The sequence below is a fragment of the Maribacter sp. MS6 genome, assembly GCF_056839185.1.
The window spans coordinates 4216962-4234848 of record NZ_CM166389.1; the positions used below are offsets into that span (position 1 = coordinate 4216962).

The window sequence follows — 17887 nt, forward strand, 5'->3', positions numbered from 1 at the left end:
ATCTTGCCGAGTATTCCAATCCAACTTTGTTATTTGCTGTGTTTTAACACCCATTGCTTCGCATTCACAAATGCCTCCAACCAAGGTGTAACTTCATCGCTTCTGTCGGTAGGATAGTGCGACCAGTTCCATGGGAAGGTAGAACGCTCTATATGTGGCATGGTAACCAAATGCCTTCCCGTTTTATCGCATAGCATAGCGGTGTTAAAATCGCTACCATTTGGATTTGAAGGATAGGTATGATATCCATACTTTGCTACAATATCATAATTTTCTTCGGAGTGTGGCAGGATGAATTTACCTTCACCATGGGAAATCCATACTCCTAAAGTGGCTCCGGCCATGCTGGATAACATTACGGAGTTATTCTCTTGAATTTGGACCGATGTGAAATTACTTTCGTGTTTGTGAGAATCGTTATAGGTCATCTTTCCGTGTGTTTCGTGCTCCGGATTTATGAGGTCCAGTTCCATAAACAACTGGCATCCATTACAGATGCCTACTGATAAAGTATCGGGTCTCGAAAAGAAATCCTTGATTACCTTATTGGCTTTTTCATTGTATTTGATAGCTCCTGCCCACCCTTTGGCACTTCCTAGTACATCTGAATTGGAGAAGCCGCCCACGGCTCCTAAGAATTGAATGTCTTCTAAGGTTTCACGACCGGATATTAAATCAGTCATGTGTACATCTTTTACATCAAAACCAGCAAGGAACATGGCGTTTGCCATTTCTCGCTCGGAGTTACTACCTTTTTCACGAAGGATGGCTGCTTTTGGCTTTGCTGTACCTTTTGTGTTTATTGTAGGCAATTTGCCCTTAAAATCAGTAGGGAAGAAGTATTTTAAAGGCTGTTCCTTGTAATTTTCGAATCGGTCCTTGGCTAGTCCATTCGCGGTTTGTTTGTCATCTAGCAAATAAGAGGTCTTAAACCACGTATCACGTAAGGATGTCACATTCAGCCCCATTTCCATACTACCATTTTTAATACGTAATGTAGGGTCGGACGTTACATTTCCAATTTTTTGAATATCGATTTTAGCGTCTATAAGTAGTTGTTCAATGACGTTGTCTTTTAGCTGAAAAACAATTCCGGAATTTTCTGAAAATAACAGTTTAATCGTATCACTTTCACCTAAACTGGACAAATCCAGATCAGCTCCTAAATCGGTATCCGCAAAGCAAAGTTCTAAAAGGGTCGTTATCAATCCACCAGATGCAACATCATGGCCGGCAAGGACTTGTCCTTCGGTAATTAAGGTTTGCATTAAATCAAAGACCGCCTTAAAATAAGCATCATTCGTTATGGTCGGTGCTTCATTTCCAATGGTATTACGTATTTGTGCAAAAGAAGAACCACCCAATTTGTAGGCATCTTTGGATAGGTTGATATAATAGATGCTTCCCCCATCTTTTTGCAATACGGGTTCTACCACTTTTGTAATATCGTTACAGTTTCCGGCTGCAGAAATAACTACGGTACCCGGAGCAATAACGTCGCCATCCTTATATTTTTGTTTCATGGAAAGGGAATCCTTTCCGGTGGGTACGTTAATACCTAGTGCGATCGAAAAATCGGATATCGCTTGCACTGCTTCGTATAATCGTGCATCTTCCCCATCGTTCTTGCAAGGCCACATCCAATTGGCAGATAAAGAGACTGATTTCAATCCATCCTTTAAGGGTGCCCAGATGATGTTTGTTAGCGCTTCGGCGATACTATTTTTGCTTCCTGCGGCCGGGTCGATCAATCCAGAAATGGGAGAGTGGCCAATGCTGGTCGCAATCCCTTCCTTTCCTTTAAAATCCAAGGCCATAACACCCACGTTATTCAAAGGAAGCTGTAATGGTCCTGCACATTGTTGTTTGGCTACTTTACCTCCAACGCATCTATCTACTTTGTTGGTGAGCCAATCCTTACAAGCTACAGCCTCTAGTTGTAGCACTTGCTCCATATAGTCATGGAAAAATTCCAGTTCGTATTCTGGTGCTTTATAATTTCGTATGATAGTAGTATCTGTCAATATGGTTTTTGGGGAACTCCCGAAGATGTCCGTAAGGTGCACGTCCATGGGTTTTTCTCCTGTGGTGGCAGATTCAAATGTAAAACGGTCATCTCCGGTAACATCACCTACTTCATACATGGGAGAGCGCTCACGTTCCGCAATACGTTTAAGTAAGTCTACATCCTCTTTACCTATTACCAAGCCCATGCGTTCTTGGGATTCGTTTCCGATAATTTCTTTTGCGGATAGGGTAGGGTCCCCTACCGGTAATTTGTCCAAGTCAATTTTTCCGCCTGTTTCTTCTACTAGTTCTGATAGGCAGTTGAGGTGTCCGCCTGCACCGTGATCATGTATGGAAACGATAGTATTTTTGTTACTCTCTACCATACCACGTATGGCATTTGCGGCACGTTTTTGCATTTCCGGATTGGAACGTTGAATCGCGTTCAGTTCGATTGCCGAACTAAATTCACCCGTATCTGCACTGGATACGGCGGCACCACCCATTCCAATGCGGTAGTTGTCACCACCCAGAATCACAATTTTATCCCCCGTTTCCGGTGTGTCCTTTAAAGCCTGTTCCGCTTTTCCGTACCCAATACCGCCCGCTTGCATGATTACTTTATCGTAACCAAGTCTTCTTACATCTCCTCTACGTTCAGAGCCACTGTCCGTAGCTTCATCGTGTTCAAAAGTTAGTACAGAACCTGTAATTAAAGGCTGGCCAAATTTGTTTCCAAAATCAGATGCCCCGTTAGATGCTTTTATTAGAATATCCATAGGTGTTTGATAGAGCCATGGCCGTTCTGCCATGCCTTTTTCCCAAGGTCTATCTTTTTCTAATCTGGAAAGTGCTGTCATGTATACTGCTGTTCCAGCGGAAGGTAAAGAGCCTTTACCACCAGCCAAACGATCCCGTATTTCACCGCCGGCACCAGTTGCCGCACCATTAAAGGGCTCTACGGTTGTTGGGAAATTATGTGTTTCCGCTTTTAAGGAAATTACCGAATTAAACTCCGTTTCCTGATAATAATCGGGTTTATCAGCTGTTTTTGGTGCAAACTGGACCACTTTAGGTCCTTTTACAAATGCTACATTATCTTTATAGGCCGATATAATATCGTTGTGGTTCTCTAAAGAGGTTTTTTTAATCAGCTTAAACAGGGAAGAGGGCATTTCTTTTCCATCGATGATAAACGTACCATTAAATATTTTATGTCTGCAGTGTTCTGAGTTGACTTGACTAAAACCGAACACTTCGGAATCGGTCAGTTTTCTGCCCATTTTTTTTGATAGCCCGTTCAGGTAGTCTACTTCTTCGTCACTTAATGCTAAACCTTCTTGTTGGTTATAGGCAGCAATATCATCAATATCCAGAATTGTTTCGGGTTGTACGTCTACTTTAAATATATCTTGGTACAGTTGCTCATACTTTTGAAAAAGCATGGGGTCAAAATCAGTACTTTCTTTCGAAGTAGCCTTAAATTCCTCTATACGGATAATACCCGTAATGCCCATATTCTGAGTAATTTCAGTAGCATTGGTACTCCAAGGCGTTATCATGGCCGCACGTGGACCAATAAAAAAAGCGTCTACCGACGCCATAGGGATATTAGTTGTTTCTGAAACGAGTTGGGGACATCCGAATAGCCATGTTAGTTTTTCAATGTCTGTTAGGTTGATTTCTTGAGTGGTTTGGACGGCAAAAACTTTGGTTGCGATATCCCCGAAGAAATGAATCATATGTGCTTAGGTATTGAGCGAGTTAGGAAAGTGCAAATTTACAATTTAATGTACTATTTTTTTGCTCTTGCACCAACAGTTTTCAACCGCTAATGTTGATAGCGTACTGAAGGATAGCATCTATTGATTATACGGGGAGTCGGTTGTATAAAAGTTCTTCTAAAAAATCTGGCGTATTCTCTTTTTATTACCTTCTGGTAATTGCGTTCGGGTATGTGGCACATTTACTTTAGGGCAGTGTGGCACTATTTTTTTGTTTGAATTTCACTTTTTACAAGCCAAATCATCTCTAAAAATTGAAATGTTTTAATGGTAAATGGTTGTTTATGAACCATTTGATTTTGGTGGTAAACGGAACTTTATTTCAAGTATTTTTTTTGATTTTTTTTTCTTGCTTAATTTCGGGCTGATTTAGTACATTAAAGTTGAAAATATCGTTTCGTGAATAATGACCAATAACATCAAAATCCAATTTGCTCATTTTTATGTCATCTAACTCTATTTCCGTAACCAAGGCCCCTGCTTCATGAAATAAGGGTCCTGCTATTATTTTGCCCAAAGGCGAAACAATAACACTTCCTCCAGCACACATGTTTTCCGGCTCCTCTTGCACTAAAGATCGGTATTTGGCGGGATACATAGATTTTGTAAAAAATTGATTACAACCTAGAACAAAACACCGACCTTCCAATGCAATATGCTGCATTGTCGCTATCCATTCTTCTCTTGAGTCTGCCGTTGGGGCAATATAGATCTCTATCCCTTTATTATACATCGCCATTCTCGCTAAAGGCATATAATTCTCCCAGCAAATAAGTCCTCCGAGCTTTCCTATTTTGGTTTCGAACGTAACCAAAGATTCACCATCAGCTTCACTCCAAATGGTGCGCTCCGTACCAGTGGGTTTAATTTTTCTATGTACGCCCAGTAGACCATCTGTTGGAGAAATATACAGCATTGAGCAGTATAAGCTTCCGTGCGTGTTTACCTTTTCCGTGACTCCAATTACCATATAAACGTCTTCCGATTTAGCAAGCTTTTCAAGCCTTTTTAGATCATTACTTTCTATGGCTATACTGTTGTCATAATATTCTGAATAAAGATTTCTGCCTTCATTTGACCTACTTCCCACTCTAGCGCCGAAAGAAAACCCTCTTGGATAACCAGGTATAAATGACTCTGGAAAAACAATTAGTTTACACGCTTGCTTTGCATATTTTCTTGTTAGTTTTTCAACTTTCGCAATCGTTTTTTCCTTATCAAAAAAAACTGGGCTGTCCTGAACTACGCATACCTTTAGTTTCATTTTATCGATTATATGATTTTAGCGCAATTGAATACAAAAATGGTCAACACTAACGGTCATTTGTTATTAATTAACGCTAAAAATAATACAATTGTTTACAAAGCAAACGTTTCTATAATCAACTCTGTCTATTTTGCCTTCACCAAACGTTTTATGGCGACCCATTGCCGTAGCATATCTTTTGCATCCTGTGCGGGATAGCCCAATACTGTTTTTCCTGCTTCCACATCGTTCATAACTCCAGAACCTGCACCTACCGTTGCTCCGGAGTTTATGGTCGTATGGTCTTTTATAGAAGCACTACCGCCAATAATAACGCCATCCCCTAGCGTAACAGATCCTGCAAGGCCGCTATGACCTGCCATGATGCAGGAACGACCCATAACGCTGTTATGTGCAATTTGTACCAGATTGTCTATCTTACAGCCATCGCCTATAATGGTCGACCCAAATTTTGCTCTATCTACACAGGAATTCGCACCAATTTCAACATAATGCCCAATAATTACATTTCCTATCTGTGGTATTTTAACCAGGCTTCTTCCATCTTCACTTGGTCTATAGCCAAAGCCGTCGGCACCAATACTAACATTGATATGAAATATACAATGGCTCCCGATTATACAGCGCTCTCGGATAATAGTACCCGACCAAACTATGGTATTATTTCCTATCACCGTCTCATCAAAAACGCAAACATTTGGGTATAGTACAACCTCATTTCCTAATTTAACATCTTTGCCAACATAACAGTTAGCTCCAATTTTACAACCGCTGCCTATGATTGCACTTTTATGTATTACGGCAGTTGGGTGTATGGCTGTTTCAAAAACAGGTGCAGCAGGACTAAAAACCTCCAGTAGTTGGGCCATGGCCAAATCAACATTTTTTACTCTAATAAAGGCACGATTATCACCAAGTTCAATTTTTAAATTGCATGGCACTAAGGCAACAGAGGCTTTTGAGTCTTTCCAAAACTTCGCGTATTTGCTATTTCCAATGAAGGTGATCTGTGAGCAGTTGGCATTTTGTATTTCAGCGGCTCCGGTAATTTGTTGAACGGTATGTCCTATTAATTCACCTTTAACAATCGTATTTAGTTCTGTTGTTGTGTATGATATCATTTGAGCCGTTTAGTTGGTTTATGGTATGTTGTATCGTAATAAAAAGTGTTCTGCAGCTTATTAGGTAAGGACATTCACTTCTTTATTCATTCCTTACTCATGTTCTTTGGTTATTTATTCGAAAGTATTTCTTATGTCGTCCATGCTATTGTTTAGGATAGTGAACTCTGTTTACGTCCATTAGCTTTTAAATTAAAACTGGACTTTAACAAGTAACGTAAGCTAAAACTTTCTCAACAATAATATCTTTCCTATTTCATTTATTTAACTAAATAGTAATTACTTATGTGGATTAGCGACATTAAGAGCCACCAGTTTTATCTTTTTAATTGATGAAAGGGATTTATCCAATGAAGTTGCAATATTCATTCTCATAAATAATGCGCCTTCTCGGCCAAACCAATGGCCGGCATTAAGACCAATGCCAGCGTCTTGCGTAATTGTGGTAAACATTTCGTTGGTATCCGTGAAGACCGCTCTAAAATCTAGCCATAATTGATACGTGCCTTCCGGTCTTATCATTTGTATTTTAGAAGTTGCTAACTGTTTCTCAATTTCTGTAACATTATGCTCAATTGTAGCGATTGTATTTTTTAGCCAATTAGAACCATCTGTATACGCAGCTTGTAGTGCAACCCTAGTAAGCGCATTTGTTCTGCCTAAGTTGTATTTTTTAAATGTGGTGCTTACTGCATTTCTGAGTTCACGATTTGGAATAATTGCCATGGAGTCGGAAATACCGCATAGATTAAAGGTCTTGGCTTCGGAGGTACATACAATAATGTTATCATACGCTTCTATAAAGCTTAGGGCCGATGTGAAGACATTATCAAAAAGGACAATGTCTTTATGTATTTCATCTGAAATCAGCAATAGGTCGTTTTGCTTACAAATACCTACTATTTTGGTTAATTCTTCTTTGGTCCAGACACGACCTACAGGATTATGGGGATTACAAATAATAAGGACCTTATTATATTCCATTTTGGCCTTTTCTTCTAAATCCTTAAAATCAATCTGATAGTGTTCTCCAATTAGTTTCAACGGGTTTTTAGTAATTCTACGTTTTGTGTTCCGTATCACATCTCGAAACTCCATGAAAACCGGAGGCTGAATTATGATGCCGTTCCCTTGGGAAGTAAACTGTTCTATTACAATAGCTATTGAGGTAGTGATGGTAGGGCTGTACAACACCTGTTCTTGAATGAGGTCTAGGTCGTAGTGTTGTGCATACCATTTCTTTTGCGCTACAAAGAAAGAATCCGGTTTGTATTCATAGCCAAAGCCTGAATTGGAGATGCGTTCAATTAAAACATTTTGTATAGGCGTTGCCATTTGAAAATCCATATCCGCAACCCACATGGGCGTAATATCTTCTTTTCCAAATAAGGATGCCAAGGTACTAGGCTTAGATTTGGTTAAGGGCAAATCATTTAGTTTCTGGTCTAGTTTCATAGGTTGTTTCTGTTGGGGCTCAATTTAAAATTCACTGTTTGTATTGTAAGGTAGCTTATCTATTTATTTATAAATAGAAAAGCTATGATTTAATTGATAGACCGCACTTAGTAATTAATTTTACGATTTAAACTAGGATAATTTAATTCTTATAATTGGTTTAAACTGGCCTTTCTCCTTATTTAGGTTCTTTGCATAATTAAGAAATTCAGGCTATTTGTATTCAGTTTGATAAGTGTTTTGGAAGATATGTACCCTAACGAGTTGGCTGTTTATAGTTTTTACAATCTACTTTCACTACATATTGACCTTATCAATTACATCTGGAAGTAATTCCCTCGATCGGATTTACCAAAGAAATTCTTATATCACCACAAAAAATTTTTCAAACTCCGCCTCGGATTTTTTCATCCATACCATGGGTGCATTTTGTTTGATTAAGCGCAGGTTGATTTCTAAGAGGGTTTCATAATGGGAAGTCCATTTAACTAGGGCATGTGGTACAATTACCCACTGACTCTTAAAAGGAATATAGAATTGATGTTTTTTGAAGGCATCGGTCTGTAAATCGGCTATTCGTAACCAGTAGCCTACAATACAATTGGGATTTAAAGGTCTTAAATTCAGGGGTTTACTACGGTAAGGTTCAAATAATTGTGCTTTGTAGCAGGCTTGGTGGTTTATTTCAGTGCTACTAATATTATTTTCGGCTAAAGCGGTGCTGCCTTCCTGCGTATGGAGAAGGGAAAATTGAGCGTTCTTTATTTTTTCCATTTTGCTAAAGAACATGTCTCTTCTGTTGGGACCCATAAGTTGGTGAATGGGTTCTGAAATTTCTGGGTTTATGATGTAGAATTTATAGGTCAGTTCCACATGTACTAATTGCCGAGTACTTACTTCTTTTAAGATAAAATCGATTTCCCCGATGGTTTGTTTTCCGTCTCGTATAGGTAAATTATGTAGTATTACTTCATATTTATCGCTATAATCCAACAACTGTTTACAGATGTGTTCCATTTGGTGACCCAAGCGTAAATTTTCAGGAATTGGCTTAGGGATAAAATTGGTTCTATCCACTTGTGGAAAATCGAATTGCTTAATCTTAAATTGAGTATTCAGCCATATTGGGGGCGTGTTTAAGAAACCAGTGATTTGTTGTTGAAGGTGTTTTTCATGCATAGCGGAACTAAAGTACAAGAAAATATATTCAGCTTAATGTAAATTTGCTTGTAGTCTTTAGTTATGCTCTAGTTAAATTATTTTACATTCTATGCTGATCTGCGTGTAGTCGAAGAACTTTAGATTTATTGTTCCGATAGCATTTTCACCAGGTTCATTGCGACCATTACTTTTGCATTATCCAGTTTTACATTTCACCTAGTTTAGGTTAATCACAACTAATTGCGCTAAAGTCCGCACTAGCAATGGCATCGTTTTTGGATAAGCTGGAATTAAAAAGCACAAATCTATCTATACCATGTCCAGAGGAGCGGGCTGATATTTCCATAAGGTAATTACCAGCGGTATTAAACACCACGAATACATCATGCGCGTCATTGTCAGAAGTAGATGATTGCCATTTAAAATCCGTCGCATTTCCACTTCTGAAAATTTTAAACCAGCCATCTTTGGTTGCTCCCTCAGGGTTAGGGGTTTTGCCGGTGCCTTTTGGATATACCGTGCTGCTACCATTACTTTTCTCGCCGTAAAAATCATCGGCATCATTAAAACGGAGCCAAGTATCATTATGTTCTGTTCCGTTATTGCCTAGCGTTACTGCCGAGTGCCATATAAATTGATAGGTGCCCGGGTTTTCAATTTTTAGTGTAAAGGTTGCGGTACCGTTTCCGGGATTTCCTAGACTTTGAGTTCCTTCCCAAACCATATAACCCTTTCCAGTATAGCTGTCGCCATCCGTTTTTAACTTCCAATCCTCGGTAAATTCAGCATCCTCAAATTCGGCCAATAGGAGTCCGTCTTGTTCGTTAAAAATATAGTTTAAAGGGTCTGTACAGATCTTTTCCTCCTTTGTAGCAGTATCACCTGGATTTTCCGGGTCGTTGTTATTTTCGGAATTATCTATTGTTTCTTCATCAGTAAGAACTTGATTATCATCGATTTCATCATCTGTGCAACCAATAAAACATAGAATTATAATTATTGAAGAGCAAAAATGGAGTAGCTTAAAAGTGTTCATAGTGGGCATATTTCAATTCTGGGCATTATTCCCTTTAGAACCGAACGCAATGGTGCAACTAATATTTCGCCGGCTAGATGTTATTCGATATACTACAGCTTTAATCAATAGATAGGTCAGGGATTATGTTTTAAATCCCTTAACGTGTTACGTTGAGAAGAAAATTACAACCTTAAACAACAACGTTAACATTTCCCTAATACGAAGTCCATCCAAGCTAAAAGTCTTAATTTTATAACATGGCTATGAATACAAGAAAAGGTTTCCGTTTTGTGCCTTATGAAGCAGCGGAAATTTCACCCTTCGAGAAACTTTTTGATATTTTTCAAGAACTCATTACCCATACTTCGGGCGATTTTGATGAGGCCATTGATTGGCTGCGCGAATTGGACAAAGAGTATGAACTCACAGATGAAAACTATACAATTGAGGATTTTATTGAAGATTTAAAGGCGAAAGGTTACATAAGAGAAGAATTTGAAAATGGAGGTGGTTCGGGAGCCGACGGTGAAGAGGGAGACGGAAGTGGAGGTGATATTTCTATTACCGCTAAAATGGAACGCATTATACGCCAGCGCGCATTAGATCAAATCTTTGGTAAACTAAAACGTAGCGGTGCCGGAAACCATAAAACAGGAAAATCTGGTCAAGGAGATGAGCATACGGGAGATTTTAGGGAATACCGTTATGGTGACGGACTTGAACATATTTCCATGACCGAGAGCCTTAAAAACGCTCAGGTAAATCATGGTATCGGTAGTTTTGAGCTAAGCGAAGAGGATTTGGTAGTCGAGGATACCCAATATAAGGCTCAGATGAGTACCATTCTGATGATCGACATAAGCCATAGTATGATTCTTTATGGTGAAGATCGCATCACACCGGCTAAGAAAGTAGCAATGGCACTTTCGGAACTTATTACAACACGTTACCCAAAAGACACTTTGGATATTTTAGTTTTTGGAAATGATGCTTGGCCCATTCCTATTAAGGATTTGCCTTATTTAAAAGTGGGACCATACCATACGAACACCGTAGCTGGTCTGCAATTGGCTATGGATATGCTCCGAAGAAAACGAAACACGAACAAACAGATTTTCATGATTACCGACGGCAAGCCCAGTTGTTTAAGGCTTCCAGATGGCACATACTATAAGAATAGCGCTGGGCTAGATGATTTTATTGTAGAGAAATGTTACAATATGGCTAGGCAAGCACGCAAATTGCACATTCCCATAACCACATTCATGATTGCTCAAGACCCTTATTTGATGCAGTTTATTCGTGAGTTTACGGAAGCAAACAAAGGAAAAGCATTTTTTACGGGATTGAAAGGACTGGGGGAAATGATTTTTGAGGATTACGAATCAAACCGAAGGAAAAGGCTTAAATAGCATTTTAAACAAATTAAGGTTTACCAAAAAAAATGAAATTGAAACATACAGAAATTAAAAATTTAGGTCAGTTAAAAACATCCGGATATACTAGCAAAAGCATCAAGGATGAATTAAGGGATAATCTACGAGAGCGTTTACAATCTGGAAAAGATAGTTTTGAAGGGGTTTGGGGATATGAAAATTCCGTAATTCCAGAACTGGAACGGGCTATTTTATCTAGGCATAACATTAATTTGTTGGGCTTGCGCGGGCAGGCTAAGACGCGTTTGGCCCGTTTGATGGTAGCACTATTGGATGAGTGGATTCCTATTGTTGAAGGTTCAGAAATAAATGACGACCCTTTACATCCTATATCTCGCTTCGCAAATGAGCTTATTAAGGAAAAAGGAGATGGGACTCCAATTTCTTGGATGCATAGGAGCGATCGTTTCTATGAAAAATTAGCAACACCAGATGTAACCGTGGCCGATTTAATTGGTGATGTAGACCCTATTAAGGCTGCAAATCTAAGACTGTCCTACGCTGATGACCGGGTTATTCATTTTGGAATGATACCAAGAGCGAATCGCTGTATTTTCGTAATTAATGAATTACCAGATTTACAAGCTCGTATTCAGGTGGCACTTTTTAATATTTTAGAAGAGGGTGATATACAGATTAGAGGGTTCAAATTACGTTTGCCATTAGACATACAATTTGTTTTTACCGCAAATCCAGAAGACTATACGAACAGGGGCAGTATTGTAACACCACTAAAAGATAGGATTGGTTCCCAAATTTTAACGCATTATCCAGAAGATATTGAAACCGCAAGAAAGATTACGGCGCAAGAGGCTAACCTAGAAGCACGGCAAACAGATGCCGTTTATGTTCCGGATTTAGCAATGGATTTGTTGGAGCAAATAAGTTTTGAAGCACGTGACAGTGAGTATGTAGATGCCAAAAGTGGAGTTAGTGCAAGAACCAGTATTACCGCATTTCAGAATTTGTTAAGCACAGCGGAACGTAGGTCCTTGTTAACTGGGGCTGAGACTACAATGGTTCGCTTAAGCGATTTCTTAGGTGTTATTCCTGCCATAACCGGTAAGATAGAATTGGTATATGAAGGTGAACAAGAAGGTGCGGACGGGGTTGCTGGTATTTTAATAGATGAAGCGGTTAAATCCATATTCCCAGAGTATTTTCCGGAAATAAATAAATTAGAACGTAAAGATGCCGAAACTCCTTATGACGAGCTATTACATTGGTTTTTTCAAGGGGAAGGTTTTGAGCTATTAGATGATTTTACGGACGAAGAATATAAGCGCACACTGGATAGTATTCCCGCACTAAACGATTTGGTGAAAACACACCAACCAGATTTTCCGGTAGAAGATGCCTATTTTTTAAAGGAATTGGCATTATGGGGTTTAGTATCTTACAAAAAACTGAACAAGCAACGTTTTGAGGATGGATTCCAATTTAAGGATCTATACAGCGGATTCATTAACGACTTGTAGCGTAAAGCTATTTTAGTCCCTCTATTAAAGCGCCATTGCTACTGCCCAAAAGGGGATGTAGCAATGGTGTTGTTGATTTATTCTAGTTACCTTTTAGTCTCCCCAATTATCTACATGTTGGTTCATGTCATCAAAATGATAGGTGCCCACTAAGTGCTTTCTGTGTGCTATGGTAATCATAGTAAGTAAGAGGAGTAGGAGGTAAAGGAACAGTATGCCAAGTCCTAAAGGGATAAAGGTATCTGGAATAAGGTAATTTTCGTATTCACTGTACGTTAACAGAATAAATAGGGTGTCAAAAAATTTAAAAGCATAGATGATTCCAATAATATAAAGTAAGTACTCTAAATTACGCATTGGAGGATCACTGAGTTCTTTTTCTTTTATTTTGAACCAGAGGACATAAAGGAAAACAAAATGTACAATGGATAATAGAGGTATGATGTAGTTATCTATCTTAAAGATATAGAATTTATTAGTATACAGACCGTAAAAACTAAATACATCAACCAACAATAAAATAAAAACAGACAATATAAGTGTCGATTTCCAAGGTAAAACTCCGTTAAAAAACTTCATTCTATATATTACTTTAGGGGGATATGGAAAAATAATAGCTGTGAAATTAACGCCTTAAATGTTTCTTTATTTCAATATAATCGATGAACGGTCTCAAATATAGTGGAATGTTGAAAAACATTTGTATTTCTTATTTGTTGATTCAAAAACCTTATTTGATCCAAGCTCTGGCAGTTGCTTTATTAGCAAAAAAGACAAGTGCAGTTCCAATATTCAGTATCAGAACTGGCATAATAAGCCCCACTGGACCATAAACTTCAAAAGAATTACTAAAAAAGATAGAATAGCTGAACTGGGCTATAATACCAAATAAGGACAGATATAATATAGGGCGTGCCCACTTATTACGTAAAAGTAGAAATATACTTCCCAGTGCACCACCCCATACGGCGATTGCATAAGCTCCGGTTACCCATGCAGGTTGAGATTCATAAAGCAAGCGTTCTGCTTGGGACATTTTCTCAAGAGCTTCAATTGATATATAGGCATCTGTCAGATAGGCAGCTACCCCCATTAAATTCCAAAGTAGTGCTACGGCACTAAGAATCCAAAACCACTTAGGTGGCTTTATGCTTGTTGTGGTTTTCATAATAAATTGGTTTAGATTAGTATGTTTAAAGTAAGAAAAATAAGTATTGATGCTAGCATCTAGAGGGTAATTATTTTATTATCAATTGTTTACTGCTTAAATAAGATAGGTTTTATGCATAAGAAACGTTTTTATTATATCGTCCGATTACAGTATTTGGGTTTCCGGTTTAGCGGTTGGCAAAAACAACCTGGACAGCTTACCATAGAAAGAATGTTGGTGAAAACATTAAAGTTTATACTTCCTAAAACTGACTTTAAAATACTAGGTGCGGGTAGAACAGATGCCAAAGTATCCTCATTAAACGGGGCTTTCGAACTTTTTGTCATGGAAAGGGAGCTCCCGCCCTTAAACGAATTTATAGATATGTTTAATAAAAATTTACCTTCGGATATAAGAGTAACGGACATATCACCAACGACAGCCGACTTCAATATTATACAGCAAAGTAAAAGTAAGGAATACGTTTATTTGTTTTCCTATGGAACAAAAAACCATCCTTTTTGTGCACCCTTCTTAACGAATGTCTTAGATGATCTTGACATTGCCATCATGAAAGACGCAGCATCTTTATTCGAAGGAACCCATGATTTTTCAGCTTACACTGCTAAATTAAAAGCCAATACTACAGTAGTACGGGAAGTACTAAGCTGTGAACTTTTACAAAATGGGATGTTAACCGCTAATTTTTTTCCAGACGAAAGCTTTGCGTTCATCGTAAACGGATCAGGTTTTATGCGGTATCAAATACGTATGATGATGGGGGCTTTATTTCAAGTCGGGAAAGGGGAATTGTCCATCAAAGATATCAAGGAGTCGTTAAAACCAAACTCGAACATAAGATTTACCACCGTAGCACCGGGATCAGGCCTTTTGTTAAACAAGCTTAGTTTTGATTAGCGCAGCTATCTGGTTTTAGTATCTTTAAAGCAAACAAAGTTTATATGCCGCAAAAAAGAAAAATTACATTTCCTAAAATAAAGAAGCATGTATCTCGTGTCCAGACAAAAATGGGAAAGGCCCCGGGTACAGTAAGCTACTTGGGAACTAAGGACAAAACCGATAGTAGGGTATATGCTACGCTTTACAATGCGGATAGCTTTGAAGAGGAAGAGACTATAGATATAGCACATATTTTAGATATAAAAGCATCGAATAAAACTACCTGGATTAATGTTGTTGGGATAAACGATGAGCCTTTTATAGAAGCTCTTGGTACCAAGTTTGGGCTAAATCCTTTGGTGCTGGAAGATGCCGTAAATACAGAACAAAGACCAAAAATAGATGAGTACGAAGATTATATTTTTGGCGTCTTCCGCATGTTATATCTTAATGGCGATCAAGAAATTGTAGGAGAGCATGTAGCTATGGTATTAATGGAAAACACAGTGCTTGTATTCCAAGAAGTGGAAGATGATGTATTCAATGGTGTGCGGAACCGTATAGAAGTAAAAGCGGGAAGAATACGAAGTAGGGGAGCGGATTATTTATTTTTTGCTCTTTTGGATGCAATAATCGACAATTACTTTATGGTTTTGGAACATATCAACGAAAAAATTGAAACCCTAGAGGATGAGGTGTACAACGACCCTAAACCAGTCGTAGCACAAAACATTCAGGAGCTCAAGAAAGAAATACTCAAAATACGCCGTTGGATTTTCCCGGTAAAGGAGTTAATAGGTAGGCTTATTGATTCAGAAAATAAATTAATTACAAAGGATACTAAGTTGTTTTTAAGGGATGCCTTAGATCACATGCTCGAAATTAATGAAAGTCTACAGATTTATAGGGAAATGTCCATGAGTCTTATGGAAATGTACATGAGTAACATGAGTAATAAGATGAATGAAGTTATGAAAGTACTTACTATTATGGCATCAATCTTTATTCCGTTAACCTTTATTGCAGGAATCTACGGAATGAATTTTGACCACATGCCGGAATTGCATGCCGAGAATGGTTATTATTACGTTTGGGGCGTTATGATATTTCTATTTATAGGTATGATGGTATATTTCAAAAAGAAAGACTGGCTTTAAGTTTAGTTTTGATATTGGAGTACCCTTAAGGTCCAAGAATAGTCAGCTTTGACAAGGCTGTTTAAGGTGCGTTTTAATATAATGCCGTGATACTTGTTAACTATGAAAAATAATAGTTACGGTTAATTTTTGTAATTTACTCCTTATGTTTTCAGGCACGGATTGGACTTATATTTTATTTATTGTTCTTGTGGTTTATGTGGCATTGAATATTCTGGTATATTTTTTACAGGATTATATCATGTTCAAACCAGAGAAGCTTCCCAAGGATTTCCAATTTTATTACGAGCACCAAGAGATAGAAGAATATAATATAGAAACAAGGGATGGGGCGGTTATTAACGGACTTAGATTTAAAACCGAAAACCCTAAGGGTGTCGTTTTCTATCTAAAAGGAAATTCTAAAAGTATTAAGGGGTGGGGTAAGTTTGCGGTTGACTTTACCCGCCATGGTTATGATGTGATTATGGTAGATTACCGTGGTTTTGGCAAAAGCACGGGCAGGCGTACTCAAAAAGCTATTAAACGAGATTTACAGGTAGTCTACAATAAACTTAAAGATAAAGTGGCCGAAAAGCACATCATTTTATATGGGAGATCTCTGGGTTCTGGATTCGCTACCAAATTGGCCTCCATGAACAATCCTAGAATGTTGGTGTTGGATGCCCCTTATTATAGTCTTAGTAAAATGGCCAAACGATATTTGCCTTTTATGCCCTTATCCCTCTTAATAAAGTTTCCTATGCCAACTTATAAGTGGCTTAAGTATGTGAACTGCCCTATCCATATTCTCCATGGCACGGATGATACGCTTATTCCCTATAAAACTAGTGTAAAACTATCGCGAATACGCCCAAAAAGTACGACTTTACATACAGTTATCGGTGGTGGACATAAAGATTTGAACACCTTTGAAGCGTATCACAAAATGTTGGCAGATATCATTACTTCCCGTCCAAAAGCCATAAATTTGGAAGGTTCCAGTATCCACGTAAAACACGGCTCAAAAAAGAAACATGCGAAGACTTAAAAAGCTGGCTAAATTTCTTGGAGTCCTTTATATTCTAAGTATACTTATGCTTTATTTTTTTCAAGAGAAACTCATTTTTCTTCCATCTCGGTTGCCGCAGGATTATGTGTACTCGTTTGCATTACCGCACAATGAGTTTAATCTAAGAACGAAAGATGGTGCCGTGTTAAACGGATTACATTTTAAAAATCCAGAACCTAAAGGAGCAATTCTCTATTTTCATGGAAATGCCGGAGACCTATCCCGATGGGGAGAAATAGCCCTTTATTTTGTTAAAAAACAGTATGATGTTATAATTATGGATTACCGTACCTACGGCAAAAGTACTGGTAAATTGAGTCCAAAAGGCTTATTCGAAGATGGCCAGTTATTCTATGACTATGCCTTGGAGCATTATGATGAAAACAAGATTACACTCTACGGTAGATCTTTGGGAACAGGAATAGCGACTAAAATTGCAGCAACAAATAAGCCAAAACAATTAGTATTGGAAACTCCTTTTTACAGTCTGTTGGATGTGGCAAAAGGAATGTTTCCCATTCTGCCGGTTTCTTTTTTTTTAAAATATACATTTCCTTCCTATGAGTATGTTAAGGATATAAGATGTCCTATTACCATATTTCATGGCAACAGTGATTCGGTAGTTCCCTATGAATCTAGTAAGCGGTTATACGATGTTATACCAAACAAACGAAAAAAATTTTTTACGGTAGAAAATGGAGACCACAACAACCTTATTACATTTCCTGCTTATCACGAAGGAATAAAACTTGTATTGCCCTAGAGATGTAACTGGTTATTTTTTAATTATTAGAGAAGGATTGGTTGGCTCTTAGATTAGGTTTAAATTCGTAAAATCGTAATGCATTCCTATTGATTCAAAAAATATCGAAGAATAAAGCCAGGGATAATTCATAAAATAA

Annotated in this window: 14 protein-coding genes; 6 read left to right on the top strand and 8 right to left on the bottom strand. The window is 38.0% G+C overall.

From position 1 onward, the window contains the following. Positions 1 to 29: 29 nt before the first annotated feature. The 6 genes from purL to MS6x_RS18380 all read right to left on the bottom strand — a co-directional run bounded on the left by purL (position 30) and on the right by MS6x_RS18380 (position 9831). Positions 30 to 3749, bottom strand: a complete 3720-nt coding sequence (gene purL / locus MS6x_RS18355) for a phosphoribosylformylglycinamidine synthase (RefSeq protein WP_482604143.1) — start codon at positions 3747 to 3749, stop codon at positions 30 to 32. Positions 3750 to 4113: 364 nt separating this feature from the next. After that, positions 4114 to 5055 (bottom strand): carbon-nitrogen hydrolase family protein, encoded by a 942-nt coding sequence (locus MS6x_RS18360; protein WP_482604144.1) that lies wholly within the window; start codon positions 5053 to 5055, stop codon positions 4114 to 4116. Between the two features lie 128 nt (positions 5056 to 5183). Continuing rightward, positions 5184 to 6179, bottom strand: a complete 996-nt coding sequence (lpxD, locus tag MS6x_RS18365) for a UDP-3-O-(3-hydroxymyristoyl)glucosamine N-acyltransferase (RefSeq protein ID WP_482604146.1) — start codon at positions 6177 to 6179, stop codon at positions 5184 to 5186. A gap of 279 nt (positions 6180 to 6458) precedes the next feature. Then, entirely contained in the window at positions 6459 to 7634 is a 1176-nt protein-coding gene (locus MS6x_RS18370) for a MalY/PatB family protein (protein ID WP_482604148.1), read from the bottom strand. A 363-nt stretch (positions 7635 to 7997) separates the two neighbouring features. Continuing rightward, positions 7998 to 8813, bottom strand: a complete 816-nt coding sequence (locus MS6x_RS18375; RefSeq protein WP_482604150.1) for a DUF1853 family protein — start codon at positions 8811 to 8813, stop codon at positions 7998 to 8000. 208 nt (positions 8814 to 9021) lie between these two features. Further along, positions 9022 to 9831 (bottom strand): hypothetical protein, encoded by an 810-nt coding sequence (locus MS6x_RS18380; RefSeq protein WP_482604152.1) that lies wholly within the window; start codon positions 9829 to 9831, stop codon positions 9022 to 9024. Positions 9832 to 10070: 239 nt separating this feature from the next. Between MS6x_RS18380 and MS6x_RS18385 the strand changes: the two genes are divergently transcribed. Both MS6x_RS18385 and MS6x_RS18390 read left to right on the top strand, forming a co-directional pair. Then, positions 10071 to 11225 (top strand): vWA domain-containing protein, encoded by a 1155-nt coding sequence (locus MS6x_RS18385; protein ID WP_482604154.1) that lies wholly within the window; start codon positions 10071 to 10073, stop codon positions 11223 to 11225. A gap of 32 nt (positions 11226 to 11257) precedes the next feature. Continuing rightward, positions 11258 to 12727: a MoxR family ATPase gene (locus MS6x_RS18390; protein ID WP_482604156.1), complete on the top strand. Its 1470-nt coding sequence runs from the start codon at positions 11258 to 11260 to the stop codon at positions 12725 to 12727. Between the two features lie 93 nt (positions 12728 to 12820). On the opposite strand, the gene MS6x_RS18395 is transcribed toward MS6x_RS18390, so the two are convergent. Continuing rightward, positions 12821 to 13306, bottom strand: coding sequence for a hypothetical protein (locus MS6x_RS18395; protein WP_482604158.1), 486 nt, complete (start codon positions 13304 to 13306; stop codon positions 12821 to 12823). Between the two features lie 151 nt (positions 13307 to 13457). Continuing rightward, positions 13458 to 13895 carry a hypothetical protein gene (locus MS6x_RS18400; RefSeq protein ID WP_482604159.1) on the bottom strand — a complete coding sequence of 146 codons (438 nt, stop codon included), beginning with the start codon at positions 13893 to 13895 and terminating at the stop codon, positions 13458 to 13460. A 114-nt stretch (positions 13896 to 14009) separates the two neighbouring features. On the opposite strand from MS6x_RS18400, the gene MS6x_RS18405 reads away from it, so the two are divergent. From MS6x_RS18405 to MS6x_RS18420, 4 genes are all read left to right on the top strand, one after another. Beyond that, on the top strand, positions 14010 to 14795 hold the full coding sequence (locus MS6x_RS18405) for a tRNA pseudouridine synthase A (RefSeq protein ID WP_482604161.1): 786 nt from the start codon (positions 14010 to 14012) through the stop codon (positions 14793 to 14795). Between the two features lie 44 nt (positions 14796 to 14839). After that, complete coding sequence (gene corA / locus MS6x_RS18410; protein WP_482604163.1) at positions 14840 to 15934, top strand: magnesium/cobalt transporter CorA; 1095 nt, start codon at positions 14840 to 14842, stop codon at positions 15932 to 15934. Between the two features lie 145 nt (positions 15935 to 16079). Further along, positions 16080 to 16964 (top strand): alpha/beta hydrolase, encoded by an 885-nt coding sequence (locus MS6x_RS18415; RefSeq protein WP_482604165.1) that lies wholly within the window; start codon positions 16080 to 16082, stop codon positions 16962 to 16964. Further along, complete coding sequence (locus tag MS6x_RS18420) at positions 16951 to 17748, top strand: alpha/beta hydrolase (protein WP_482604167.1); 798 nt, start codon at positions 16951 to 16953, stop codon at positions 17746 to 17748. The genes MS6x_RS18415 and MS6x_RS18420 overlap by 14 nt, the downstream gene beginning before the upstream one ends. Positions 17749 to 17887 lie beyond the last annotated feature (139 nt).